This window comes from Pseudomonas sp. AF32, from assembly GCF_022342325.2.
Classification (GTDB): Bacteria; Pseudomonadota; Gammaproteobacteria; order Pseudomonadales; family Pseudomonadaceae; genus Aquipseudomonas; species Aquipseudomonas uvaldensis.
The window spans coordinates 1-24,177 of sequence record NZ_RQJK02000020.1 but is presented as its reverse complement, the minus strand read 5'-3'; the positions used below and the strand labels follow the sequence as shown (position 1 = coordinate 24,177).

At 61.2% G+C, this 24,177-nt stretch carries 22 protein-coding genes, 4 tRNA genes and 1 pseudogene; 22 read left to right on the top strand and 5 right to left on the bottom strand.

Features of this window, described 5'->3' with window-relative positions:
* Position 1 precedes the first annotated feature (1 nt).
* The 18 genes from leuD (at position 2) to EGM97_RS18730 (ending at position 17,808) form a co-directional block, all read left to right on the top strand.
* The gene (gene leuD / locus EGM97_RS18815; protein WP_238965547.1) at positions 2–646 is read left to right on the top strand and encodes a 3-isopropylmalate dehydratase small subunit; all 645 of its coding nucleotides are present in this window, start codon (positions 2–4) and stop codon (positions 644–646) included.
* A gap of 155 nt (positions 647–801) precedes the next feature.
* Entirely contained in the window at positions 802–1,566 is a 765-nt protein-coding gene (locus EGM97_RS18810) for a class I SAM-dependent methyltransferase (RefSeq protein ID WP_238965546.1), read from the top strand.
* A 65-nt stretch (positions 1,567–1,631) separates the two neighbouring features.
* On the top strand, positions 1,632–2,714 hold the full coding sequence (gene leuB, locus EGM97_RS18805; RefSeq protein ID WP_238965545.1) for a 3-isopropylmalate dehydrogenase: 1,083 nt from the start codon (positions 1,632–1,634) through the stop codon (positions 2,712–2,714).
* Between the two features lie 54 nt (positions 2,715–2,768).
* Positions 2,769–3,881 (top strand): aspartate-semialdehyde dehydrogenase, encoded by a 1,113-nt coding sequence (gene asd / locus EGM97_RS18800; RefSeq protein ID WP_053154747.1) that lies wholly within the window; start codon positions 2,769–2,771, stop codon positions 3,879–3,881.
* Positions 3,882–4,131: 250 nt separating this feature from the next.
* Positions 4,132–5,142, top strand: a complete 1,011-nt coding sequence (locus tag EGM97_RS18795) for an aspartate-semialdehyde dehydrogenase (protein ID WP_238965544.1) — start codon at positions 4,132–4,134, stop codon at positions 5,140–5,142.
* Positions 5,143–5,353: 211 nt separating this feature from the next.
* Complete coding sequence (locus EGM97_RS18790) at positions 5,354–7,960, top strand: FimV/HubP family polar landmark protein (RefSeq protein WP_238965543.1); 2,607 nt, start codon at positions 5,354–5,356, stop codon at positions 7,958–7,960.
* A gap of 419 nt (positions 7,961–8,379) precedes the next feature.
* A complete protein-coding gene (gene truA / locus EGM97_RS18785; RefSeq protein ID WP_238965555.1) occupies positions 8,380–9,204 on the top strand; it encodes a tRNA pseudouridine(38-40) synthase TruA in 825 nt (274 codons plus the stop codon).
* A gap of 63 nt (positions 9,205–9,267) precedes the next feature.
* Entirely contained in the window at positions 9,268–9,900 is a 633-nt protein-coding gene (locus EGM97_RS18780) for a phosphoribosylanthranilate isomerase (protein WP_238965542.1), read from the top strand.
* 256 nt (positions 9,901–10,156) lie between these two features.
* Entirely contained in the window at positions 10,157–11,077 is a 921-nt protein-coding gene (gene accD / locus EGM97_RS18775) for an acetyl-CoA carboxylase, carboxyltransferase subunit beta (protein ID WP_238965541.1), read from the top strand.
* Entirely contained in the window at positions 11,074–12,381 is a 1,308-nt protein-coding gene (folC, locus tag EGM97_RS18770) for a bifunctional tetrahydrofolate synthase/dihydrofolate synthase (RefSeq protein WP_238965540.1), read from the top strand. Before accD ends, folC begins: the two co-directional genes overlap by 4 nt.
* The gene (locus EGM97_RS18765; protein ID WP_238965539.1) at positions 12,365–13,045 is read left to right on the top strand and encodes an SPOR domain-containing protein; all 681 of its coding nucleotides are present in this window, start codon (positions 12,365–12,367) and stop codon (positions 13,043–13,045) included. The genes folC and EGM97_RS18765 overlap by 17 nt, the downstream gene beginning before the upstream one ends.
* A gap of 99 nt (positions 13,046–13,144) precedes the next feature.
* Positions 13,145–13,705 (top strand): CvpA family protein, encoded by a 561-nt coding sequence (locus EGM97_RS18760; protein WP_053154729.1) that lies wholly within the window; start codon positions 13,145–13,147, stop codon positions 13,703–13,705.
* Positions 13,706–13,746: 41 nt separating this feature from the next.
* The gene (gene purF, locus EGM97_RS18755; protein WP_232777879.1) at positions 13,747–15,252 is read left to right on the top strand and encodes an amidophosphoribosyltransferase; all 1,506 of its coding nucleotides are present in this window, start codon (positions 13,747–13,749) and stop codon (positions 15,250–15,252) included.
* A 57-nt stretch (positions 15,253–15,309) separates the two neighbouring features.
* On the top strand, positions 15,310–16,521 hold the full coding sequence (locus tag EGM97_RS18750; RefSeq protein WP_238965538.1) for an O-succinylhomoserine sulfhydrylase: 1,212 nt from the start codon (positions 15,310–15,312) through the stop codon (positions 16,519–16,521).
* Positions 16,518–17,273, top strand: a complete 756-nt coding sequence (locus tag EGM97_RS18745; RefSeq protein WP_238965537.1) for an SDR family oxidoreductase — start codon at positions 16,518–16,520, stop codon at positions 17,271–17,273. Before EGM97_RS18750 ends, EGM97_RS18745 begins: the two co-directional genes overlap by 4 nt.
* Before the next feature lie 158 nt (positions 17,274–17,431).
* Positions 17,432–17,507, top strand: a tRNA-Val gene (locus EGM97_RS18740).
* Positions 17,508–17,565: 58 nt separating this feature from the next.
* A tRNA-Asp gene (locus EGM97_RS18735) sits at positions 17,566–17,642 on the top strand.
* Positions 17,643–17,731: 89 nt separating this feature from the next.
* Positions 17,732–17,808: transfer RNA gene (locus EGM97_RS18730), tRNA-Asp, on the top strand.
* Between the two features lie 174 nt (positions 17,809–17,982).
* On the opposite strand, the gene EGM97_RS18725 is transcribed toward EGM97_RS18730, so the two are convergent.
* Positions 17,983–19,266 carry an NAD(P)/FAD-dependent oxidoreductase gene (locus EGM97_RS18725; protein WP_238965536.1) on the bottom strand — a complete coding sequence of 428 codons (1,284 nt, stop codon included), beginning with the start codon at positions 19,264–19,266 and terminating at the stop codon, positions 17,983–17,985.
* Positions 19,267–19,449: 183 nt separating this feature from the next.
* Between EGM97_RS18725 and EGM97_RS18720 the strand changes: the two genes are divergently transcribed.
* A tRNA-Val gene (locus EGM97_RS18720) sits at positions 19,450–19,526 on the top strand.
* A 99-nt stretch (positions 19,527–19,625) separates the two neighbouring features.
* Here the strand turns inward: EGM97_RS18720 and EGM97_RS18715 are convergent.
* A complete protein-coding gene (locus EGM97_RS18715; RefSeq protein ID WP_238965535.1) occupies positions 19,626–19,913 on the bottom strand; it encodes a tyrosine-type recombinase/integrase in 288 nt (95 codons plus the stop codon).
* Positions 19,914–19,975: 62 nt separating this feature from the next.
* Here EGM97_RS18715 and EGM97_RS18710 point away from each other — a divergent pair, with 62 nt between their 5' ends.
* A complete protein-coding gene (locus tag EGM97_RS18710) occupies positions 19,976–20,365 on the top strand; it encodes a hypothetical protein (RefSeq protein WP_238965534.1) in 390 nt (129 codons plus the stop codon).
* Between the two features lie 81 nt (positions 20,366–20,446).
* The gene (locus EGM97_RS18705; protein WP_238965533.1) at positions 20,447–20,698 is read left to right on the top strand and encodes a hypothetical protein; all 252 of its coding nucleotides are present in this window, start codon (positions 20,447–20,449) and stop codon (positions 20,696–20,698) included.
* Position 20,699: 1 nt separating this feature from the next.
* Here the strand turns inward: EGM97_RS18705 and EGM97_RS18700 are convergent.
* Positions 20,700–21,732, bottom strand: a pseudogene (locus EGM97_RS18700) (DNA-methyltransferase).
* A gap of 29 nt (positions 21,733–21,761) precedes the next feature.
* Between EGM97_RS18700 and EGM97_RS18695 the strand changes: the two are divergent.
* Positions 21,762–22,427 carry a DUF6338 family protein gene (locus EGM97_RS18695; RefSeq protein ID WP_343075414.1) on the top strand — a complete coding sequence of 222 codons (666 nt, stop codon included), beginning with the start codon at positions 21,762–21,764 and terminating at the stop codon, positions 22,425–22,427.
* A gap of 327 nt (positions 22,428–22,754) precedes the next feature.
* On the opposite strand, the gene EGM97_RS18690 is transcribed toward EGM97_RS18695, so the two are convergent.
* Together EGM97_RS18690 and tnpC are read right to left on the bottom strand one after the other, a co-directional pair.
* Entirely contained in the window at positions 22,755–23,066 is a 312-nt protein-coding gene (locus EGM97_RS18690) for a hypothetical protein (protein ID WP_238965532.1), read from the bottom strand.
* 286 nt (positions 23,067–23,352) lie between these two features.
* A partial coding sequence (gene tnpC, locus EGM97_RS18685) for an IS66 family transposase (protein ID WP_477788834.1) occupies positions 23,353–24,177 on the bottom strand: 825 nt, incomplete at its 5' end.

The following is a 24,177-nucleotide window of genomic DNA, read 5'->3' as shown; positions in this document are numbered from 1 at the left end:
CATGAAAGCTTTTACCCAGCACACTGGTCTTGTTGCGCCTCTGGATCGTGCCAATGTCGACACCGACCAGATCATTCCCAAGCAGTTCTTGAAGTCCATCAAGCGCACCGGCTTCGGCCCGAACCTGTTCGACGAGTGGCGTTACCTCGACGTGGGCCAGCCGTACCAGGACAACTCCAAGCGCCCGCTGAACAAGGACTTCGTCCTCAACGCCGAGCGCTACCAGGGCGCCAGCATGTTGCTCGCCCGCGAGAACTTCGGTTGCGGTTCGAGCCGCGAACACGCGCCATGGGCGCTGGAAGAGTACGGTTTTCGCAGCATCATCGCGCCGAGCTATGCCGATATCTTCTTCAACAACAGCTTCAAGAACGGCTTGTTGCCAATCATCCTCAGCGACGCTGAAGTGGACGAGTTGTTCCAGCAGGTCGAGGCCAATCCGGGCTATCAACTGCAGATCGATCTTCAGGCCCAGACCGTCACCCGTCCCGACGGCAAGGTGTTGAGTTTCGAGATCGATGCGTTCCGCAAGCATTGCCTGCTCAATGGGTTGGACGATATTGGCCTGACCTTGCAGGACAGCGACGCGATTGCGGCGTTTGAGGCCAGGCATCGGGCGAGCCAGCCTTGGTTGTTTCGTGATGCTTGATTGACTTGAGACGGGGGTGAGCAGTGCCGGCCTCTTCGCGAGCAAGCCCGCTCCCACTGGGTTTTGTGAGCACCGCTGAGCCGATGTGGGAGCGGGCTTGCTCGCGAAGGCGGCAGTACTGACACAACAAGGCCACACCCCAAAAAGGAAACCCCATGACCAGCACCGCCCACAGTCAAGTTGTACAAAAGCAATTCGGTGAACAGGCCGCGGCCTACCTGAGCAGTGCCGTGCACGCCCAGGGTGCCGAGTTCGCGTTGCTACAGGCTGAGCTGGCCGGTCATGCCGGTGCCCGTGTGCTGGACTTGGGTTGCGGCGCCGGCCATGTGAGTTTCCATGTGGCGCCATTGGCCGCTGAAGTGGTGGCCTACGACCTGTCCCAGCAAATGCTGGATGTGGTGGCCGCGGCGGCAGCGGATCGGGGCCTGGGCAATATCGGCACGGTGCGCGGCGCCGCCGAATACCTGCCGTTCGCCGATGGCGAGTTCGATTTCGTGTTCAGCCGTTATTCGGCGCATCATTGGACTGATTTGGGCCTGGCCCTGCGGGAAGTGCGCCGGGTGCTCAAGCCGGGTGGGGTGGCGGCATTCATCGACGTGCTTTCGCCGGGTGCGCCATTGCTGGACACCTATCTGCAAAGTGTCGAAGTGCTGCGCGACACCAGCCATGTGCGCGACTATTCGGCTGGCGAATGGCTGCGCCAGGTCAGCGAGGCGGGGTTGCATACCCGCAGCACATTGCGCCAGCGCCTGCGTCTGGAGTACCGCTCCTGGGTCGAGCGCATGCGCACGCCCGAGGTGATGCGCGCCGCGATCCTCGAGCTGCAACGCTCGATGGGCGATGAAGTGCGTGAATATTTTGAGATTGAGGCCGATGGTTCGTTCAGTACAGATGTACTGGTGCTGTGGGCCGAGCGATAGACTTTTCCCCGGCCAGTCCCAGGTTGCAAAGCCTGGGGCGCGTCGACAGAGCAAATGAGGAATACATGAGCAAGCAGATTCTGATTCTCCCAGGCGACGGCATTGGTCCGGAAATCATGGCCGAAGCGGTCAAGGTCCTGGAGCTGGCGAACGACAAGTACGGCCTGGGCTTCGAGCTCAGCCACGACGTGATCGGTGGCGCGGCCATCGACAAGCACGGCGTGCCCCTGGCCGACGAGACCCTCGATCGTGCCCGTGCCGCCGACGCCGTGCTGCTGGGCGCCGTGGGCGGTCCGAAATGGGACAAGATCGAGCGCGACATCCGCCCCGAGCGCGGCCTGCTGAAAATCCGTGCGCAACTGGGCCTGTTCGGCAACCTGCGTCCGGCGATCCTTTACCCGCAACTGGCCGATGCGTCGAGCCTGAAGCCGGAAATCGTCTCGGGCCTGGACATCCTCATCGTCCGTGAACTGACCGGCGGTATCTACTTCGGCGCCCCGCGTGGCACCCGTGAGCTGGATAATGGCGAGCGTCAGGCCTACGACACCCTGCCGTACAGCGAGAGTGAAATCCGCCGTATCGCCCGGGTCGGTTTCGACATGGCCCGCGTGCGGGGCAAGAAACTGTGCTCGGTGGACAAGGCCAACGTACTGGCGTCCAGCCAATTGTGGCGCGAAGTGGTCGAGCAGGTGGCCAAGGATTACCCGGACGTCGAACTGAGCCACATGTATGTCGACAACGCGGCCATGCAACTGGTCCGTGCGCCGAAGCAGTTCGATGTGATTGTCACCGACAACATGTTCGGCGACATTCTGTCCGACGAAGCGTCGATGCTCACGGGTTCCATCGGCATGCTGCCGTCGGCCTCCCTGGACGCCAACAACAAAGGCATGTACGAGCCGTGCCACGGCTCGGCGCCGGACATCGCGGGGCAGGGCATTGCCAACCCACTGGCGACCATCCTGTCGGTGTCGATGATGCTGCGCTACAGCTTCAATCTCAACGCCGCCGCCGATGCCATCGAGAAAGCCGTCAGCGTGGTGTTGGACCAAGGGTTGCGCACCGGTGACATCTGGTCGACCGGTTGTACCAAAGTCGGTACCCAGCAAATGGGCGACGCAGTAGTCGCCGCGCTGCGGAATCTGTAATCTCTCGGGTCCACTGCCTGGACGGTGGCCCACTTTTGTAAAGGTGTAGTTGCGATGAAACGTGTAGGTCTGATCGGTTGGCGCGGCATGGTCGGTTCCGTGCTCATGCAGCGAATGCTGGAAGAGCAGGATTTCGATCTCATCGAGCCGGTGTTTTTCACCACTTCCAATGTCGGTGGACAGGGCCCTTCCGTGGGCAAGGACACCGGTGCGCTCAAGGATGCCTACAGCATTGAAGAGCTCAAGACCCTCGACGTGATCCTGACGTGCCAGGGTGGCGACTACACCAGCGAAGTCTTCCCAAAGCTGCGCGAAGCCGGCTGGCAGGGTTACTGGATCGACGCTGCTTCGAGCCTGCGCATGAAGGACGACGCGGTGATCATCCTCGACCCGGTGAACCGCAAGGTCATCGACCAGCAACTGGACGCGGGCACCAAGAACTACATCGGCGGCAACTGCACCGTCAGCCTGATGCTGATGGGCCTGGGCGGACTGTTCGAAGCCGGCCTGGTGGAGTGGATGAGCGCCATGACCTACCAGGCGGCCTCGGGCGCCGGCGCGCAGAACATGCGTGAACTGATCAAGCAGATGGGCGCGACCCACGCAGCCGTCGCCGACGACCTGGCCAATCCGGCCAGCGCCATCCTGGACATCGACCGTAAGGTGGCCGAGGCAATGCGCAGCGATGCGTACCCGACCGAAAACTTCGGCGTGCCGCTGGCCGGCAGCCTGATCCCGTGGATCGACAAGGAACTGCCAAACGGCCAGAGCCGTGAAGAGTGGAAGGCCCAGGCCGAAACCAACAAGATCCTGGGTCGCTTCAAGAGCCCGATCCCGGTGGACGGCATCTGCGTGCGCATCGGCGCCATGCGCTGCCACAGTCAGGCGCTGACCATCAAGCTGAACAAGGACGTGCCGATCGCCGACATCGAAGGGCTGATCAGCCAGCACAACCCTTGGGTGAAACTGGTGCCGAACAACCGTGAAACCAGTATGCAGGAGCTGAGCCCGACCAAGGTCACCGGCACCCTGAACGTGCCGGTGGGCCGTTTGCGCAAACTGAACATGGGTTCGCAATTCGTCGGTGCTTTCACCGTCGGCGACCAACTGCTGTGGGGTGCGGCCGAACCGCTGCGCCGCATGCTGCGGATCCTGCTCGAGCGTTGATCGGTTACTGTAGTGAAAGAACCCGTGCCTTGTGAGAGGTGCGGGTTTTTTTATGGATATTGTGTTGGTTTTGCTTGCCTCATCGCGAGCAGGCTCGCTCCCACATTGGAATTGCGGCGTGCACAAAAAACTGTGGGAGCGAGCCTGCTCGCGATAGCGCCGATCCATCCACCACAAAATCCCCGGTCAATTGCCTGACCGCCTGCCACCCGGTAAAGTGCCGCTCCCCCGTTTTGCCTGAGGTAGACCCATGAGCCAGTCCTTCGAAATTGCCGTGATCGGCGCCACCGGTACTGTCGGCGAAACCCTTGTCCAGATTCTCGAAGAGCGCGACTTTCCCGTCGCCAACCTGCACCTGCTGGCCAGCAGTGAGTCGGCGGGCAGTTCGGTGGCGTTTCGCGGTAAAAACGTGCGGGTGCGGGAAGTCGATGAGTTCGACTTCAGCAAAGTCCAACTGGCGTTTTTCGCCGCCGGACCGGCGGTGACTCTGAGCTTCGCTCCCCGTGCCACCGCCGCCGGTTGCGCCTTGATCGATTTGTCGGGCGCCTTGCCACCGGAGCAGGCGCCGCAGATCGTGCCCGAGGCCAACGCCCACGTGCTGGCGGGGCTGGGCAAGCCGTTTCAGGTGAGCAGCCCCAGCGCATCGGCCACGGCGCTGGCGGTCGCGTTGGCGCCGTTGCGTGACTGCCTGGATCTGCAGCGCATCAGCCTGACCGCCAATCTCGCCGTTTCCGCCCAGGGGCGTGTCGCGGTCAGTGAGTTGGCGCGCCAGACGGCCGAGCTGCTCAACGCCCGCCCGCTGGAACCGAAGTTCTTCGACCGGCAGATGGCATTCAATCTGCTGGCCCAGGTGGGTACGCCGGACGAGCAGGGCCATACACCGCTGGAAAAGCGTCTGGTGCGCGAGTTGCGGCAGGTGCTGGATCAAGCTTTATTAAAGATTTCCGTTACTTGCATTCAAGCCCCGGTGTTTTTCGGCGATAGCTTTAGCGTGACCGTGCAGTCTGCAACGCCCGTCGATCTGGCGAAAGTCAGTGCCGCCCTGGAAGCCGCACCCGGCATCGAGCTGGTGGAGGCGGGCGATTATCCGACGCCCGTGGGCGACGCAGTGGGGCAGGATGTGGTTTATGTGGGGCGCGTGCGCACCGGTATCGACGATCCGATGGAGCTCAATCTGTGGCTGACCACGGATAACGTGCGCAAGGGCGCGGCGCTCAACGCGGTGCAGGTGGCGGAGTTGTTGATAAAAGACCTGCTGTAAAAGATACTTGGCAACAATTTGTCGAATGATTCTAGCTGGGCGCTATGCTTGGCCAGAGTAATGAAGGCGAACCATGCTCCCGGAGTATTTCCGGGCATGTGTGAAACGATCGCGCGCACCGTTGTTTACTGGGGGCAGTGCGCAATGCCTCGCGGCGGCGACAACACTATCTTCTCGCTGGCCGAGGAATGTTCAAACAAAGGAAGAGGCTATGGTTCAAGTTCGCAAACTGGTGTTAGCAATAGCGGCCGCCTCGGCGCTGTCCTCCGGTATGGCGCAAGCGCTCGGGCTTGGGGAATTGACCCTCAAGTCGCCGCCGAACCAGCCTCTGGTCGCCGAGATCGAGTTGCTCGATGTTCAACAGCTGACCGCTGCCGAAGTCGTACCGAGCCTGGCCTCGCCCGAAGAATTCGCCAAGGCCGGCATTGACCGCCAGGCCTTTCTCAATGACCTGACGTTCACCCCGGTGATCAACGCCAGCGGCAAGAGTGTCCTGCGCGTGACCTCCAGCCGGCCGCTGTCCGAGCCGATGGTCAAGTTCCTGGTGCAGGTCATGTGGCCTAACGGTCGCCTGCTGCGCGATTACAGCGTGCTGCTCGACCCTTCCAAGTTTTCGCCCCAGGCGGCCGAGGCGGCCCGACCGAAACCGCCTCAGGTCATATCGACGCCGGTGACCGGTGCTACCAAGCCGTCCCAGTACACCACCACGCCGCGCGACACCCTGTGGGAAATCGCCGCCAAGGCGCGCAACGGTGGCTCGGTCCAGCAAACCATGCTGGCGATCCAGGCGTTGAACCCGAACGCATTCATCGATGGCAACATCAACCTGCTCAAGACTGGCCAGGTGCTGCGCCTGCCGGACCCGGTGCAGAGCACCGCGTTGCCGCAGGCCCAGGCCATTGCCGAAGTGGCGGCGCAGAACGCGGCCTGGCGAGGGCGTCAGGGACGCCAGGGCGTGGCACGTAGTGGCCAGCAGCAACTGGACGCGACCAAACGTGGCCGTGGCGAAAGCGCACCAGCGCAAACTGCCGGTCGCGATAACCTGAGCCTGGTATCGGCCGAATCTGCGAAGAAAGGTGCAAAGGGCCCCGCCGGCGATGCCCAGGCGCTGAGCAACAAGCTCGCGATCACCCAGGAGAGCCTCGACTCGGCTCGCCGTGATAACGAAGAGCTGAAAAGCCGCATGGCGGATCTGCAGAGCCAATTGGACAAATTGCAGCGCCTGATCGAGCTCAAGAACGATCAACTGGCCAAGATGCAGGCCGAAGGCGCCGCTGTGCCACCGGCTCCCGGATCGACCCCGGCGATGTCGGCGCAACTGACGCCGCCGCCCTCGGCACAAGCTCCGACTACTGCGCCAGCACCGGCCGCCCAGGCTACACCGGAAGCCACGCCCGAGGCCGCCCCTGAAGCGACGCCGCCGGCTGCTCCAGCCGAGCAGAAGTACAACGACTTGCTGACCAATCCGATCCTGCTGGGATTGATCGGTGGTGGGGTGGTGATCCTGCTGTTGCTGCTGTTGTTACTCGCTCGTCGTCGCAAGGCGCAACAGGAAGCCGAGAAACACCTGCGCATGGCCCGAGCCCTCGAGGAGGAGGCCGACTTCTCCCCGGAGCTCGATCTGCCCCCGAGCAGCTTCGAGGGCATTGAGGTCCCACCGCCAAGCGTAAAACTCGAACCCAAGCCCGCTCCCGCTCCAGCGCCGGCACCCAAGCCGGCTCCGGTAGTAGCTCCTGTGGTAGCGCCTGTGGTCGTTACGCCGCCTATCGCCGCGCCACTGGTCGCACCAGCCGCCGATCGGTCCGACGACGTGCTGCCCCAGGCTCAGGCCCATATCGATCGTGGTCGCCTGAACCAGGCGGCTGACCTGCTGGAGCAAGGCATCAAGGCCGAACCACAGCGCAGTGATCTGCGTCTTAAACTGATGGAGGTCTACGGTCAGCAGGGCGACCGTGACGCGTTCGTCGCACAGGAGCGCCAGCTGGTGGCCAATGGCGATAATTACGCCCAGGTCGAGCAACTCAAGAGCCGCTTCCCGGCCATGGCGGTCGCCGCTGGTGCCGGCCTGGCCGCCGCAGCAGTGGCCGCCGAACTGGACGCGCAGTACGTCAAGGAACTGCTGGAAGACACACCGCCGACCGATGAGGAGCTCGACAGTGCCTTCGATCTGAGCCTGGACGACCTGGAGGCCGCACCGACCACGCCGGCATCCGAGCCGGTTCCCGAGCTGGACGCATTCCCGGCCGACGATGACCTGAGTTTCGAGTCGGTGCTCAAGCAGCAGACCGAAGCCGCCGAAAGCCTGGACGACTTGTCGGAGTTCGACCTGGACCTGGGGACCGATGCGCCGGCGCCGGCCCTGGCCGACGAAGATTTCCTGCTGGATCTGGACGACGACCTCAAAGGGCTGGACGTTTCGCCAGCCGAGACGCCTGCCCTGGACGATACCCCGGCCGATGACCTCGAGCTGCCAGCGGATTTCGACCTGTCCCTGGCCGATGAAATGGACGCTCCCGAGGCGCCGAAGGATCCTTTCGAGTCCGAACTGGACGATGTCAACGCAGAATTGGAGCGTTTGTCCGACAGCCTGGGTCAACCGTCCTTCACTGCTGAGGATGCGCTCGCCAGTGCGGAAGACGAGCCGGACTTCGATTTCCTCAGTGGCACCGACGAAGTGGCGACCAAGCTTGACCTGGCCCAAGCCTACATCGACATGGGTGACAACGACGGCGCCCGGGATATCCTGGGTGAAGTCCTCAATGAAGGCGATGCGACCCAGAAGAGCGAAGCTCAGGAGATGTTGTCGCGCCTGGCCTGAGGTCATAGGGGTATTCAGAACGGCAGCCGGTGAGGCTGCCGTTTTTGTTTGGGGGAGGTGGTGCCTGGGCTGGCCTCATCGCGGGCAGAGAATCTAGGTGTTCCGCAGATCCAGCCTCCAGCGCCGGCCCTTTTGTGGGAGCGGGCTTGCTCGCGAAAGCGGTGTGACAGGCGATGAAGATGTTGAATGTGCCGACGCCTTCGCGAGCAAGCCCGCTCCCACAGGGGGGGCGATGTGCCCCGCAAATCCGTATCCATTGCCGATCCTGTGGGCGCAGCCTGCTCGCGATGAGGCCCGTCCATACACCACAGGATCAACGGCTGCACTGGCATCCCATCCCATCAGCCTTATAATGCCCGCCTTTGCGTACCTCAGCAGGCTGTAATTCCTTGGCAAACATAGACAATCCGGCCGCCGAAATGGCGGCCGACGGCTTTTTCCGGATCGCCCTGGGCGTTGAATACAAAGGCTCGCGCTATCGCGGCTGGCAGCGCCAGGCCTCCGGTGTGGCGACGGTGCAGCAGACCCTTGAAGAGGCGCTGTCCAAGGTCGCCGACTCACCCGTGTCGCTGCATTGCGCCGGCCGCACCGATGCCGGCGTGCACGCCTGCGGGCAAGTGGTGCATTTCGACACCCAGGCCGAGCGTTCGATGAAGGCCTGGGTCATGGGCGCCAACATCAACCTGCCACACGATGTCAGTGTCAGTTGGGCCAAGGTGATGCCGGCGCATTTCCACGCGCGTTTCAAGGCCATTGCCCGTCGCTATCGCTATGTGATCTACAACGACCAGATCCGTCCGGCGCACCTGAACGAAGAAATTACCTGGAACCATCGTCCGCTGGACGTCGAGCGCATGGCAGAGGCCGCGCAGTACCTGGTCGGCGTCCACGACTTCAGCGCTTTCCGCGCCGGCCAGTGCCAGGCCAAATCGCCGATCAAGGAGCTGCATCACCTGCGCGTGACCCGTCACGGCAAAATGATCGTGCTCGACATTCGCGCCAGTGCATTCCTGCACCACATGGTGCGCAACATTGCCGGGGTATTGATGACCATCGGCGCCGGCGAGCGGCCGGTGGAGTGGGCCAAGGAAGTGCTCGACAGTCGCATCCGCCGCTCTGGTGGCGTGACGGCGCATCCGTTTGGCCTGTATCTGGTGCAAGTTGAATATCACAAGGAATTCGAGCTGCCGGAGCGTTACATCGGGCCACATTTCCTCACGGGCTTCTCGGAACTCGACGGCTGACGCCCTCCGCTGCATTTGCTACCATCCGGGACTTTCACGGATCTGCCTGAGGTTTTTCACGATATGCCAGCCGTTCGCAGCAAGATTTGCGGGATCACCCGCGTCGAGGACGCGTTGGCGGCAGTCGAGGCCGGGGCCGATGCCATCGGGCTGGTGTTCTACGCCAACAGTCCCCGGGCGGTGACGGTGCAGCAGGCAAGGGCGATCATCGGTGCGTTGCCGCCGTTCGTGACCCCCGTAGGTCTGTTCGTCAATGCCAGTCGTTGCGAGCTGGGCGAAATACTCGACGCGGTGCCGTTGGCGCTGTTGCAGTTCCATGGTGACGAGACGCCGGCCGATTGCGAAGGCTGGCATCGCCCGTACATCAAGGCGCTGCGGGTCAAGGCCGGTGATGATATCGCCGCCGGTTGCCAGGCTTTTGCCAGCGCCAGTGGCATTCTGCTGGACACGTATGTCGAGGGCATCCCCGGAGGGACGGGCGAGGCATTCGACTGGTCGTTGGTGCCCCAGGACCTGAGCAAGCCCATCATCCTGGCTGGAGGGTTGACGGCTGACAACGTGGCCGAAGCCATTCGCCAGGTCCGTCCGTATGCAGTGGATGTGAGTGGCGGGGTGGAGCAGGGCAAGGGCATCAAGGATCCGGAAAAGATTCGTGCGTTCATGGCTGCTGTGCGCAGCAGTCAGTCGCCAATGTGACGGCTGGCAGACTGCCGCCGTCCATACCTGCACTGTACAAAGCAGGCAGGCGCCGCCTCAGGGCGGGCCGATAGCGTAGTGGCAACCGCGTTGAAGCGGTTGTCGGAATGGCAGGGAAGGTCGGGCTGCTCGCAGGTCATGTTTCGCGCTGACCGTGGTGGCTCCCCGAACCCCGTCACACAATGAATTTAGCTCAAGGGCATACGCGGGGCCGCGAACCAGAGCGTTCGGGCCGCCGGTACTGGAGAAAGAAAGCATGAGCAACTGGTTGGTAGACAAACTGATCCCTTCGATCATGCGTTCCGAGGTGAAGAAAAGCTCGGTGCCTGAAGGTCTGTGGCACAAATGTCCATCCTGCGAAGCGGTGCTGTACCGCCCCGAGCTGGAAAAGACCCTGGACGTTTGCCCCAAGTGCAACCACCACATGCGCATCGGCGCACGTGCCCGTATCGACATCTTCCTGGACGCCGAAGGCCGTGTTGAGCTGGGTGCCGACCTGGAGCCCGTGGATCGCCTGAAATTCCGCGATGGCAAGAAGTACAAGGACCGCCTGACCGCGGCCCAGAAGCAGACCGGTGAAAAGGATGCCCTGGTGTCCATGAGCGGCACGCTGCTGGGTATGCCGGTGGTGGTTTCGGCCTTTGAATTCTCGTTCATGGGCGGGTCCATGGGCGCCATCGTCGGCGAGCGCTTTGTTCGTGCCGCCAACCATGCCCTGGAAAACCGTTGCCCGATGGTCTGCTTCTCCGCTTCCGGCGGTGCGCGGATGCAGGAAGCGCTGATCTCCCTGATGCAGATGGCCAAGACCTCCGCAGTGCTGGCGCGTCTGCGCGAGGAAGGCATTCCCTTCATCTCGGTGCTGACCGATCCGGTCTATGGCGGCGTATCGGCTAGCCTGGCGATGCTTGGCGACGTGATCGTCGGCGAGCCGAAGGCCCTGATCGGCTTCGCCGGTCCGCGCGTGATCGAGCAGACCGTTCGCGAAAAACTGCCGGAAGGCTTCCAGCGCAGCGAATTCCTGCTGGAGCATGGCGCTATCGACATGATCATCCCTCGCCAGGAGCTGCGTCCACGCCTGGGTAACCTGCTGGCTCAACTGATGGGCTTGCCGACACCGAAATATGTCGCTGCACCCATCGAGCCGATGGTCGTTCCGCCGGTGCCTGCCGGCCTATGATCCAGCGCACCCTGGGCGACTGGCTGGCCTACCTCGAGCAATTGCACCCCTCAGCCATCGACATGGGGTTGGAGCGCTCGCAAGCGGTCATGTCCCGCATGGGGTTGGGCAAGCTGGCCCCCAGGGTCATCACCGTGACCGGCACCAATGGCAAGGGCTCGACCTGTGCCTTCCTGGCGTCGCTGTTGCGCGCCCAGGGGTTGAGCGTCGGTGTCTACAGTTCGCCGCACCTGCTGCGTTACAACGAGCGGGTGCAGGTCAACGGCGTCGAGGCGACCGATGCCGAGTTGTGCGAAGCCTTTGCCGCGGTGGAAGCCGGGCGGGGCGAGATATCCCTGACCTATTTCGAGATGGGCACCCTGGCGGCGTTCTGGCTGTTCGGCCGTGCCGGCCTCGATGCGGTTGTGTTGGAGGTAGGACTGGGCGGGCGACTGGACGCGGTCAACCTGGTGGATGCAGACCTGGCGCTGGTCACCAGCATTGGCGTCGACCATGCCGATTACCTGGGCGACACGCGCGAATCCGTGGCCTTCGAGAAGGCGGGTATTTTCCGTCGGGGCGCGCCTGCGCTCTGTGGCGACCTCAATCCTCCGCAGCCGTTGCTGGACAAGGCGCGGGAGCTGGGCTGTCCGTTCTTCCTGCGCGGGCGCGATTTCGACCTCGCACTGACCGAACAACACTGGCAATGGCGCGGCAGCGATGCCCAGGGTAACCCGGTTGAACTGCGCGACCTGCCATTGCTGGACCTTCCCATGGAAAACGCCGCGCTGGCGCTCCAGGCTTACCGGTTGCTGGGCATGCCATGGGACGCCGGGCAAATTGGCAGGGCGCTGCAGGCGACCCGGGTGGTCGGTCGACTCGATCGTCGTTCGCTCAATTGGCAAGGCAAGCGCCTGAACCTGTTGCTGGATGTCGGCCACAACCCCCATGCGGCCCAGTACCTGGCCGAGCGATTGGCACGGCGGCCAGTGGCGGGGCGGCGGCTGGCGGTGTTCGGGTTGCTGGCGGACAAGGATCTGGATGGCGTTGTCGAGGCGTTGGATGCTAGTGTCCAGCATTGGGCGGTCACGCCGCTGGATTCACCGCGCTCGCGTCCCGCGGTCCAGTTGCAGGAGGCCTTGCAACGTCGTGGCGCTTCGGTAGAGGCTTACGAGAGCGTAGCCGCCGCGCTGGAAGGGCAGTGCGCCCTGGCGACGGCCGATGATGAGATTCTGCTGTTCGGATCATTTTTTTGTGTCGCCGAGGCTCTTCAATGGCTGGACCGGCGATCCACGGAGGAAGCTGCAGATGGCATTGCTGGATAAGGCGTACAAGCAGCGCATGGTGGGGGCCCTGGTATTGGTGGCCCTGGCGGTGATTTTCCTGCCGATGCTGTTTTCCCGTCAGGACGAGCAGCGCCAGGTGTCGGTCGATGCGCCCGCTGCGCCCCAGGCACCGTCGGTTGCGCCCGTACAGGTCGAACCGGTGGCGGTGCCCGAGCCTCAAGCGCTTCCACAGGAGCCCGTCCCGAGCGACGAGGACCTGGCCGAGCAACCTGTCGTGCCGAGCACGCCTGCGGCCCCTGCGGCCCCTGTGGTTGCGCCGACCGCACCGATCAAACCCGCCGTCGGACCGGCTCCAGCACCTGCTGCTTCTGCCGCGCCCACCGTCAAGCCGGCACCGACCCAGCCGATTACCGCTGCGCCGACCAAGCCGGACACCACCCAGAGCCGTGTGGACGCCAATGGCCTGTCGGTCAGTTGGTCCGTGCAACTGGCCAGCCTGACCAGTCGCGAAAGCGCCGAGAACCTGCAGAAATCCCTGCGCAGCCAGGGGTACAACGCCTACATTCGTTCCGCCGATGGCAAGAACCGAGTGTTTGTCGGGCCGTTGATCGAGCGTGCCGAGGCCGATCGCCTGCGGGACCTGCTCGGCCGCCAGCAGAACCTCAAGGGCTTTGTGGTGCGCTTCCAGCCGGAGCGCGGTTGATTGCGGTTCGCCTGATTTGAATCACACTGACAATCGCAGCTTACCGACAGCTCTGCGCTCTGCTAAAATGCGCCGCCTTATCCGTCTGTAGGCTGCACCGTGCCATTTACCTGGGTTGACTGGGCGATCGTTGCAATCGTCGCTATCTCCGCATTGATCAGTCTGAGCCGCGGCTTCGTCAAGGAAGCCCTCTCGCTGCTGACCTGGATCATCGCGGGAGTCGTAGCCTGGATGTTTGGTGGCTCGCTGTCCCAGTACCTCGCCGGATACATCGAAACGCCGTCGGCTCGCGTCATCGCGGGCTGTGCCATTCTGTTTATCGCCACCTTGCTGGTCGGCGCAATGATCAACTATCTGATCGGCGAACTGATTCGCGTCACCGGGCTTTCCGGGACGGACCGGTTCCTGGGCATGGCTTTCGGCGCCGCGCGTGGCGCGTTGCTGGTGGTCGTGGCCGTCGGGCTGCTGAGCCTGGGGCCGGTACAACAGGATAAGTGGTGGCAGGAGTCCCGGCTCGTGCCACAATTTTTATTGGTCGCAGACTGGTCCAAGAACCTGATCCTGGGTTGGAGCAGTCAGTGGCTTGCCAGCGGTATCAGCGTACCCGCTGAAATACCGTTCAAGGAACAGCTCTTGCCGATGGCCAAAACGCCTCAGTAAGGGTTGTTCAGTTCAGATCCATTAAGTAGGGGTTGCGTCGCATGTGTGGCATCGTCGGTATCGTCGGTAAGTCGAACGTCAATCAGGCGCTGTATGACGCGCTAACCGTGCTCCAGCACCGCGGCCAGGACGCTGCCGGTATCGTGACCAGCCATGATGGCCGGTTGTTCCTGCGCAAGGATAACGGCCTGGTGCGTGACGTGTTCCAACAGCGCCACATGCAGCGTCTGGTCGGCCACATGGGCATCGGCCATGTGCGTTATCCGACCGCGGGCAGTTCGACCTCGGCTGAGGCTCAGCCGTTCTACGTCAACTCACCGTACGGCATCACCCTGGCGCACAACGGCAACCTGACCAACGTCGAACAACTCGCCAAGGAAATCTACGAATCGGACCTGCGCCACGTCAACACCAGCTCCGACTCGGAAGTGATGCTCAACGTGTTCGCCCACGAGCTGGCCCAGCGCGGCAAGCTCCAGCCTACCGAAGAAGACGTGTTCGCCGCCGTGTCGGAAGTGCATAACCGTTGCGTTGGCGGTTACTCGGTGGTGGCGATGATCACCGGCTACGGTATCGTCGGTTTCCGTGATCCCCATGGCATCCGCCCGATCGTGTTCGGCCAGCGTCACACCGACGAAGGCGTCGAGTACATGATCGCCTCCGAAAGCGTGTCCCTGGACGTGCTGGGCTTCACCCTGATTCGCGACCTGGCCCCGGGCGAAGCGGTCTACATCACCGAAGACGGCAAGCTGTTCACCCGCCAGTGCGCGACCAACCCGTCGCTGACGCCCTGCATCTTCGAACACGTGTACCTGGCGCGCCCTGACTCGATCATGGACGGTGTCTCGGTCTACAAGGCGCGCCTGCGCATGGGCGAGAAGCTGGCCGAGAAGATCCTGCGCGAGCGTCCGGACCACGACATCGATGTCGTTATCCCGATCCCGGACACCAGCCGCACCGCGGCCCTGGAGCTGGCGAACCACCTGGGCGTCAAGTTCCGCGAAGGCTTCGTGAAGAACCGCTACATCGGCCGTACCTTCATCATGCCGGGCCAGGCTGCGCGGAAAAAATCCGTGCGTCAGAAGCTCAACGCCATCGAGCTGGAATTCCGCGGCAAGAACGTGATGCTGGTGGACGATTCCATCGTGCGCGGCACCACGTGCAAGCAGATCATCCAGATGGCCCGCGAAGCCGGCGCCAAGAACGTGTACTTCTGCTCGGCGGCCCCGGCCGTGCGCTACCCGAACGTCTACGGTATCGACATGCCGAGTGCCCATGAGCTGATCGCTCATAACCGTACCACCCAGGAAGTGGCCGACCTGATCGGCGCCGACTGGCTGATCTACCAGGACCTGCCGGACCTGATCGAGGCGGTCGGTGGCGGCAAGATCAAGATCGAGCAGTTCGACTGCGCGGTGTTCGACGGCAAGTACGTCACCGGCGACATCGACGAGGCTTACCTGAACAAGATCGAAAGCGCTCGTAACGATGCGTCCAAGGCCAAGACCCAGGCGGTCAGTGCGATCATCGATCTGTACAACAACTGAGTGACAAACCGGCCCTGAGGGGCCGGTTTGCGTTAAACCGATTGAAGGAGTGGCAGCATGAGTCAGGATTGGGATGCCGGTCGGCTGGACAGCGACCTTGAAGGCGTAGCGTTCGACACCCTGGCGGTACGCGCCGGCCAGCATCGCACGCCGGAAGCCGAACATGGCGATCCGATGTTCTTCACTTCCAGCTATGTGTTCCGCACCGCTGCCGATGCAGCGGCCCGGTTTGCCGGTGAAGTGCCGGGCAACGTCTACTCGCGCTATACCAACCCCACCGTGCGGGCGTTCGAAGAGCGCATCGCCGCCCTCGAAGGTGCCGAGCAAGCGGTTGCCACCGCCACCGGCATGGCCGCGATCATGGCTGTGGTGATGAGCCTGTGCAGCGCCGGTGACCATGTACTGGTGTCGCGCAGCGTCTTCGGCTCGACCATCAGTCTGTTCGAGAAATACTTCAAGCGCTTCGGCGTGGAAGTCGATTACGTGCCCCTGGCTGACCTGTCCGCTTGGGATGCGGCAATCAAGGCCAATACCAAGCTGTTGTTCGTCGAATCGCCTTCCAATCCGCTGGCTGAGCTGGTGGACATCGCCGCCCTGGCGGAAATCGCCCATGCCAAGGGCGCCATGCTGGTGGTGGACAACTGCTTCTGCACCCCGGCGCTGCAACAGCCGTTGAAGCTGGGCGCGGACGTGGTGGTGCACTCGGCGACCAAGTTCATTGACGGCCAGGGCCGTTGCATGGGCGGTGTGGTGGCCGGCCGTGGCGAGCAGATGAAAGAAGTGGTGGGCTTCCTGCGCACTGCCGGTCCGACCCTCAGCCCGTTCAATGCCTGGGTTTTCCTCAAGGGACTGGAAACCCTGGGGTTGCGCATGAAGGCTCACTGCGCCAATGCCCAGGCTCTGGCCGAGTGGCTGGAGAAGCAGGACGGCATCGAGAAAGTGCATTACGCCGGTCTCAAGAGCCATCCGCAGCACGAACTGGCCGTGCGTCAGCAGCGTGGTTTCGGTGCGGTGGTGAGCTTCGAGGTCAAGGGTGGCAAGGAGGGCGCCTGGCGTTTCATCGACGCGACCCGTCTGATCTCCATTACGGCGAACCTGGGCGACAGCAAAACCACCATTACCCATCCGAGCACCACCTCCCACGGCCGTTTGTCGCCCCAGGAGCGTGAGTCGGCAGGCATCCGTGACAGCCTGATCCGCGTTGCGGTCGGCCTGGAGGATGTGACGGACCTGCAGGCCGATCTGGCTCGTGGGTTGGCGGCCTTGTGATTGACCGCATTCATGGCCGGGTTGCGCTCGTAACGGGTGCCGCCCGGGGCATTGGTCTCGGCATCGCGGCCTGGCTGATCTGTGAGGGCTGGCAAGTGGTCCTGACCGACCGGGATCGCGAGCGCGGTTCCCGGGTCGCCAAGGCCCTCGGAGATAACGCATGGTTCGTTGGCATGGACGTGGCGGACGAAGCGCAGGTCGCAACGGGCATCGCCGAAGTGCTCGGTCAGTTCGGTCGCCTCGACGCGCTGGTGTGCAATGCGGCCATTGCCGATCCCCACAACATCACCCTGGAAAGCCTCGACCTGGCTTACTGGAATCGAGTCCTGGCGGTCAACCTGAGCGGACCGATGCTGCTGGCCAAGCACTGTGCGCCATACCTGCGTGCTCACAACGGCGCCATCGTCAACCTGGCGTCGACCCGTGCCGCGCAGTCCGAGCCTGACACCGAGGCCTATGCAGCCAGCAAGGGCGGGCTCCTGGCCCTGACCCATGCCTTGGCGATCAGCCTGGGGCCGGAGATCCGCGTCAACGCCGTGAGCCCCGGCTGGATCGACGCGCGGGACCCTTCGCAGCGCCGTGCAGAGCCGCTGACCGATGCCGATCATGCGCAGCATCCGGCGGGCAGGGTGGGTACGGTAGAAGACGTAGCGGCCATGGTGGCGTGGCTGTTGTCGCGCAACGCCGGTTTCGTCACGGGCCAGGAGTTCGTGGTGGACGGTGGCATGACCAAGAAAATGATTTATGAATAAGGCAGCTGCAAGTGGCGAGCTGCAAGCAACTGTGTGTGTCGGCGCTTCTGACTTGCAGCTTGAAGCTTGCCGCTCGAAGCTGTTTTTGAAAAAAACTCAACCCTGCTATTGACTTAGCTTCGGTACCTGCGTAAATTTCGCGGCCTCAGCGAAGCAAAGGGTGATTAGCTCAGCCGGGAGAGCGTCTGCCTTACAAGCAGAATGTCGGCGGTTCGATCCCGTCATCACCCACCATGTTCCATGAGAGTCTTGCGAGAGCAAGATGGAAGCTGTAAGAAGCCTCCACCGACGCGCAGCGGTAGTTCAGTCGGTTAGAATACCGGCCTGTCACGCCGGGGGTCGCGGGTTCGAGTCCCGTCCGCTGCGCCATATTTTCCGAATCAGGTTCGCCTGGTTCGAGATCGAAGCCCAAGGGTTCTGGTCAGACGAGTTAACTGGACGCAAGTCCACAGCGATACGCAGCGGTAGTTCAGTCGGTTAGAATACCGGCCTGTCACGCCGGGGGTCGCGGGTTCGAGTCCCGTCCGCTGCGCCATATCTGCTTCGAGGACCACTGAACGCCTTGAAGCTAAGGAGAAAACCGCAAGGTTTCTTCCAATCGATAGCAAAGACCCCGGTCGAAAGACCGGGGTTTTTTGTTTGTGTGGATTGGGTTTTTCCAGCTCTGGGGCTGTCCCCTCGTCCTTGTGGGGGCTTTTGAATCTGCTACTCAAACCCCAAGCCTGTCCCGCAATCCGTAATACCAAGCCCCCAGCGCCGCAAACGGCGTGCGCAACAACTGGCCGCCAGGGAACGGGTAGTGGGGCAGGTCGGCAAACGCATCGAAGCGCTCGGCCTGGCCGCGCAGCGCCTCCGCCAGGACCTTGCCCGCCAGATGCGTGTACGTCACGCCATGACCGCTGCAGCCCTGGGAATAATAGATGTTGTCCCCCAGGCGCCCGACCTGAGGAAGGCGCGACAGTGTCAGCAGGAAATTACCCGTCCAGGCGTAATCGATCTTCACCTGCTTGAGCTGAGGGAAGGCCTTGAGCATCTTCGGCCGAATGATCGCTTCAATGTTAGCCGGATCCCTGGCGCCATAAACCACGCCGCCCCCGAAGATCAGGCGCTTGTCACTCGTCAGCCGGTAATAGTCCAGCAGGTAGTTGCAGTCTTCGACGCAATAGTCCTGGGGCAGCAGACTATGAGCCAACTCGTCCCCCAGCGGCTCGGTGGTGATGACCTGCGTGCCGCACGGCATGGACTTGGCCGCCAGCTCCGGTACCAGATTCCCCAGATACGCGTTGCCGGCGACGATAATGAACCTGGCCCTGACCTTGCCCTGTGGCGTATGCACCACCGGGCTGGCGCCACGCTCGATTCGAACGGCCGGTGATTGTTCGTAGATAACCCCGCCAAGAGACTCCACGGCCGCCGCTTCACCCAGCGCCAGGTTGAGTGGATGAATATGGCCGCCGCTCATGTCCAGCATACCGCCGACATACTCATCGCAGACCACCACCTCGCGAATGCGGCGCTGATCCAACAGTTCCAGCTGGGTATGACCGAAACGCTCCCATAAACGTTTCTGGGACTCCAGATGACCCATCTGTTTGGCGGTGAGGGCCGCGAACACGCCGCCGTCCTTCAAATCGCACTGGATCTGATACTTCGCCACGCGCTCGCGAATGATCCGTCCGCCCTCGAACGCCATATTGCCCAGCAACTGCGCCTGCGCAGGCCCGACACTGCGTTCGATCACATCAATATCACGGCTGTAGCTGTTAACGATTTGCCCGCCGTTGCGACCCGAAGCGCCAAACCCCACCTTCGCCGCCTCGACAATCGTGACCTTGAAACCGTGCTCCAGCAAAAACAGGGCAGAGGACAGGCCGGTGTAACCCGCGCCGATGACACACACGTCGGTTTCGACATCACCCTGCAGAACCGGACGCGACGGCGCCGGGTTGGCCGACGCGGCGTAATAGGACGCTGGATAAGGAGTGTTCGCCATTCTGCAACCTCTGTTTTATATTTTTTACGAGTGCGTCGATCCTACCCGAGATAAAAATCGGCCGCCAGCCACCGCAAAAACTTCGTCGCAACGGCGAAATTAAATATTTTGCATATTCATAGGGTTAGGTGAAAAAAAGGTGTTGACACCCCTTTGGAATTCCGTAGAATGCCGCCTCACAGCAGGCACGTAGCTCAGTTGGTTAGAGCACCACCTTGACATGGTGGGGGTCGTTGGTTCGAGTCCAATCGCGCCTACCAAACAAAATCCGCTCTGCTGGGCGGTCTAGAAGGGGGGCACCGGAAACGGTGGCCCCTTTTTGCTTTCTGCGATTTGCAAACTTTTGCAAAACCCCCACCTCAGAGCGCCAATTCGGCGCATACCGCGACGTACTCGATCGTCTTATCCCCATGGCCTTCCTGGTAGTGTTTGGTCATCTTCTCGTCTGCGTGGCCCATCAAGGCCTGGATGTATTCCAGCGGGAAATTCTGTTGCCCATAGAGCCAGGTGCCCAAAGCGCGGATCTCGTGAAAAGTGGGGCGCTCCCCGGCCGGAATATGGTCGTAGGTGTGGGCTGCGTCCCTTGCCTTGCTGAACTCCTTGGTCAGGTAGTCAAGCGCCACCGATGTCCAGTGGTCTTTTCGCATCTATTTGCTCTCGGCGCCGAGCCTTGTGCTTGTAGTGCACCAGTGGGGTGGAGGTGTACGCGATGCTGAAAGGTGCTGATGATTCAGAACGAATCACTGAGTTTTACGAATACATCCAGAGCAAAGAGGTCAGGACAGCGTTCGCGCTACTTGTAGGTACGCTCACCTGCCTCAGGGGTGTCAGTTGCAGTACTGCTTATCAAGGCAAAGTCAGATCGATTGCTGTACGCCAGGGCGATGACTGGTGTTTTTCGATCATGCCATCACGCAAGAAATTGCTCTTTCATTGGCGGTCCCCGGTTGTTGATCGGTACAGACCCAAGTTAGATGTAATAAAGACCTGGTTCCCAGGCGACTTTACTGACACATCTCACAAAGACGCTGAGCACTGGGCCGTCAACATTGATTCGATTGAAGAGGCTTTACGACTTCTGCTCATCCTCGACCTCTGATGATGCTCGCCGGTTGGCGTGACTCGAGTTTGTGGGCTATTGGTTGATGGCCCGGTATGGGGCCGGAAGGGGAGCGAAATGGTGGATCGAGTTATTACGGAAGCGGAAATCGATCAGGTTGATCTGAAGAGCTACAATTCCGTGTTTTTAGTTGGCAATCCTGAGGACCGGACAGGAGTAGAAATTTTCACATGGCCTAAGCTGGCGCAACTTGTACACCCTTCAACTGCAGCTCCGCTGACGGATACCAGCCAATTGCTGATAGTCGTCGACAATCCTGACGACCCCGATACTGTTGCCAGGATAAAAAGCATTGTCGTTCCGACTCGCTGAGTCACGCGGCTGGCGCTGAGTCGTGAAACACATCCATCTGCGCCGCGCCGTCGAGCCAGGCCGCAGCAACCCGGCGCTCAGCCATCGCAGCATATTCTGGGTTCAGCTCGCATAGGATGGATCTCCGTCCTTCTTGCATCGCAACCAGTGCCGTGGTGTCCGCGCCTCCGAACGGATCCAGCACAACCCCACCACGCGGCGCCCCGGCCAGGAGGCATGGTCGGATCAAGTCAGGCGGGAAGGTGGCGAAGTGAGCCCCCCTGATAGCCGACCGTGGCCACCGTCCACACACTCCGTTTGTTTCTCGTGTCGGTAACTGGCGTTGGCGTGGGTCGCCCTGGCCGGTGCTGGGCAAACCGCTGCCCTGGTATGACGTGCTCGCCGCTTGACCCGTTTCTCCCAAACTGCATTGCTGCTTCGGTTTGTCCATCGATGGCCGGCTCACGGATAGCGGCCTGGTCGTAGTAGTAACGAGGCGACTTGCTCAGCAGAAACAAATACTCGTGAGCCTTGGTGCAGCGGTCTCTCGGCGATTCAGGCATCGGGTTTGGCTTGTGCCAGATGATGTCTTGGCGCAGGTACCAGCCGTCATCCTGAAGTGCGAAAGCGAGCCGCCAGGGAATGCCCTTCAGGTCCTTTACCTTCAGCCCGTAACCTTTGGGGTCCGCGGTCGTTTTGCGGGCGCGTTTCGGGTGGTTTGTGATTGAGTACCGCTGCATCACACTGGCGTTGTGGGATGAGTTTCCATGATTGGTTGTTCGTCCTTCGGCACCCCCAGCTACCAGCATAACTATCGCCTATGTTTACCCAGGCGGTACCGTCGTCGCGAAGTACCCGTCGCACCTCGTGGAACACTTCGACCAGGCGAGCGATGAGCTCCGCCGGCGTTTCTTCCAGGCCGATCTGCCCATCGACGCCGTATCCCGCAAACCGTAGTAGGGCGGGCTGGTGACGCAGCACTGCGCTGATCGGTCGGGCAACGTCCGCATCATGTCGATGCAGTCGCCGACCAAGATCTGGTGGGATGAGGTCATGGTTGATTTCCAGTCAGGCGCCGCCCTCCGTGACCGATGGTGGCATTTTGGTTTGGGATGGGGTATTAAGAATCGCAAGAGTTGAAGAGTGGTTTCTCATGGACGATTTAGTAAAAGAGGTGATACCTCTCCTGCAGTACTTGATCCCTGGATTTCTAACAGCCTGGATCTTTTATTCCTTTACCGCTTTCAAGCGCCCCGACACCTTCGGGCAGATTGTGCAGGCTCTGATTTTTACCTTTGTCATCCAGATAATCGTAGGTCTAATAGAGTCGTTGGCCTTATGGGTCGGCACTCATTTCTATTCTTTTGGCGAGTGGACGAGCAACACTAAATCCATCTGGTCTGCTCTGGTCGCTCTGAGCCTTGGAGCGGCTGCATGCTATCTGGCTTCGCGGGATAGGCTGCACAAATGGCTCAGAGATAAGAAATTCACCAAAAAAACCTCATATCCGACGGAGTGGTACGCTGCGTTCACAGAGTTTGAGCGCTATGTTGTATTGCACCTAGTCGACGAGCGCCGAATCTATGGGTGGCCTTTGCATTTTCCAACGGAGCCCAAAGAAGGACAATTCGTTCTGCAAGATCCCGCATGGTTGGACGATCAAGGCGAGGAAACCTCTCTCAGCGCTGACCTGTTCACGATTGAGGCATCTCGGGTACAGTGGGTCGAATTCACGGAAAAAACCTGGTAGGTAATTATGTCAAGCGAAGCACCACGCCCTATCCCTCGCGTTGTTCGTCCAGATCCGGAAGTAAAAATCAACAATGCCAATCCCGGCAAGCCTATCAATGTCCGGCCGAAAGCTCCGGCAGCACCGCCACCGCCAAAAAAATAAGATCTAGTTAATATCAATCAGGGGTCGAAACTAAATGGGAACGTACGCAATCTTTACGACCGATCAGGATGGGCAGCCATCTTTCGAGGATTCGAACGGCGCTCAGCCGGTTGCAAGAGCCAATCGGCCGAAGGCGCCAAACGCACCTCCAGCCCCTAAGCCGAAGTGCGGGTAGTCTGCGCTTCACTCTGCCGTAGAAATTCTGAGCTCCTCCCTAGCTCTGAATAGGTGAAGCTTTCGCGCCACAGCAGGTGAAACCGTGATTTCGTGGCGCGGAGGTTCAAGAAATGGTAGAGCATCACCCGGGCCTAGGCCATGCAGGTGATGAATCATCAGCGTCATCGCCTCGCCCTGCTCCTCGATACCCGCCCTGGTCATCAGCTCAGCAAGTGCTTGTCGCGTGCCGGACAGACAGTGAAGCCGCAATTCCTCTTCGCCGCGGTTCTTTCGTTTCGCCGCGGTCTTCGCTGAGCGCTCTTTTTGCGTGGCTGCCATGGCCTACCTCTTCAATTCCACTGGCCGGCAAGCCCAGCCAGGTTTGTCGTATGCGTTGCTGGATGCGAAACCGTCTCACGCTGCTACCTTCACCTGGTTCCAGGCGCCGACGGCAGCCAGAAGTGCAGACAATCGCGCCTCGGATACCAGCGTATCGCCGGGCACCGCCAGCCAGCCCATGCCGATCCGATGATTCGGGTTACAGTCCGCCTTCACCTCTTCGTAGAAATTCTCCAGGACATCCGAGAGCCTTTCCGTAAGCGTCCGGGCATCCCGTCTTGCGTAGCTAAGCCGGTTGCCAACGATGCGGCAACAACTCCCCAATTTCACTCGCCTGCTGTGTCGGCAGGCGAGCAAGAACGTCCTTCAGATAGGCATACGCATCATGCCCGTTGAGCTTGGCCGATTGGATCAAACTCATCAGCGCAGCCGCTCGCTGCCCACTGCGTAGTGAGCCGGCGAACAGCCAATTTTTGCGTCCGAGCGCCCATGGCCGTATCTGATTTTCGATGTGGTTGTTGTCTATGGGCACCGTGCCGTCGTTTAGATACCGACTCAACGCCGCCCAGCGTTTGAGGCTGTAATCCAAGGCTTTGGTAATCCCCAAACCTTCATGCACAAGCTCGCGCTGGGCAATCATCCAGGCATGAAACGCGTTCATCAGGGGCGCCGCCTTTTCCTGACGTATTCGTCGTCGGACGTCCGGATCCACATCACGAACTTCGCGTTCAACCTCATATAAGGCCGCTATGTACCGCAATGCTTGCTCGGCAAGCACGCTTTTGCTGGTGATGTGCAAGTCGTAAAACTTGCGGCGGGCGTGAGCCATGCAGCCGATTTCAGTGACACCGAGTGCAAAGCTGGCTTTGTAGCCGCCGTAGTCATCGCAAACCAACTTGCCTTTCCAGTCTCCCAGGAAGTTACGAGCATGCTCACCCGACCGACCAGAGCTGAAGTCGTACACCACAGCGCTAATCGGGGCGGACGCTGTCGTGGCATAACCCCAGACGTAAGCGCGATGGGTTTTCTTCTCGCCCGGCGCCAGCATCTGCACCGGCGTTTCATCGACGTGTACCACGTTGTGTGCAAGCACCACTTCGCGAAGGGCGTC

Excerpts from the sequence above, each read along its gene's own strand:
- EGM97_RS18795 (WP_238965544.1), top strand. The coding sequence starts at position 4,132 with ATGAGCCAGTCCTTCGAAATTGCCGTGATCGGCGCCACCGGTACTGTC.
- EGM97_RS18765 (WP_238965539.1), top strand. The coding sequence starts at position 12,365 with ATGGCATTGCTGGATAAGGCGTACAAGCAGCGCATGGTGGGGGCCCTG.
- folC (WP_238965540.1), top strand. The coding sequence starts at position 11,074 with ATGATCCAGCGCACCCTGGGCGACTGGCTGGCCTACCTCGAGCAATTG.
- purF (WP_232777879.1), top strand. The coding sequence starts at position 13,747 with ATGTGTGGCATCGTCGGTATCGTCGGTAAGTCGAACGTCAATCAGGCG.
- EGM97_RS18690 (WP_238965532.1), bottom strand. The coding sequence starts at position 23,066 with ATGGCAGCCACGCAAAAAGAGCGCTCAGCGAAGACCGCGGCGAAACGA.
- EGM97_RS18790 (WP_238965543.1), top strand. The coding sequence starts at position 5,354 with ATGGTTCAAGTTCGCAAACTGGTGTTAGCAATAGCGGCCGCCTCGGCG.
- leuD (WP_238965547.1), top strand. The coding sequence starts at position 2 with ATGAAAGCTTTTACCCAGCACACTGGTCTTGTTGCGCCTCTGGATCGT.
- EGM97_RS18750 (WP_238965538.1), top strand. The coding sequence starts at position 15,310 with ATGAGTCAGGATTGGGATGCCGGTCGGCTGGACAGCGACCTTGAAGGC.
- EGM97_RS18725 (WP_238965536.1), bottom strand. The coding sequence starts at position 19,266 with ATGGCGAACACTCCTTATCCAGCGTCCTATTACGCCGCGTCGGCCAAC.
- truA (WP_238965555.1), top strand. The coding sequence starts at position 8,380 with ATGGCGGCCGACGGCTTTTTCCGGATCGCCCTGGGCGTTGAATACAAA.
- leuB (WP_238965545.1), top strand. The coding sequence starts at position 1,632 with ATGAGCAAGCAGATTCTGATTCTCCCAGGCGACGGCATTGGTCCGGAA.
- EGM97_RS18715 (WP_238965535.1), bottom strand. The coding sequence starts at position 19,913 with ATGCGAAAAGACCACTGGACATCGGTGGCGCTTGACTACCTGACCAAG.
- EGM97_RS18810 (WP_238965546.1), top strand. The coding sequence starts at position 802 with ATGACCAGCACCGCCCACAGTCAAGTTGTACAAAAGCAATTCGGTGAA.
- asd (WP_053154747.1), top strand. The coding sequence starts at position 2,769 with ATGAAACGTGTAGGTCTGATCGGTTGGCGCGGCATGGTCGGTTCCGTG.
- EGM97_RS18710 (WP_238965534.1), top strand. The coding sequence starts at position 19,976 with ATGCTGAAAGGTGCTGATGATTCAGAACGAATCACTGAGTTTTACGAA.
- accD (WP_238965541.1), top strand. The coding sequence starts at position 10,157 with ATGAGCAACTGGTTGGTAGACAAACTGATCCCTTCGATCATGCGTTCC.
- EGM97_RS18780 (WP_238965542.1), top strand. The coding sequence starts at position 9,268 with ATGCCAGCCGTTCGCAGCAAGATTTGCGGGATCACCCGCGTCGAGGAC.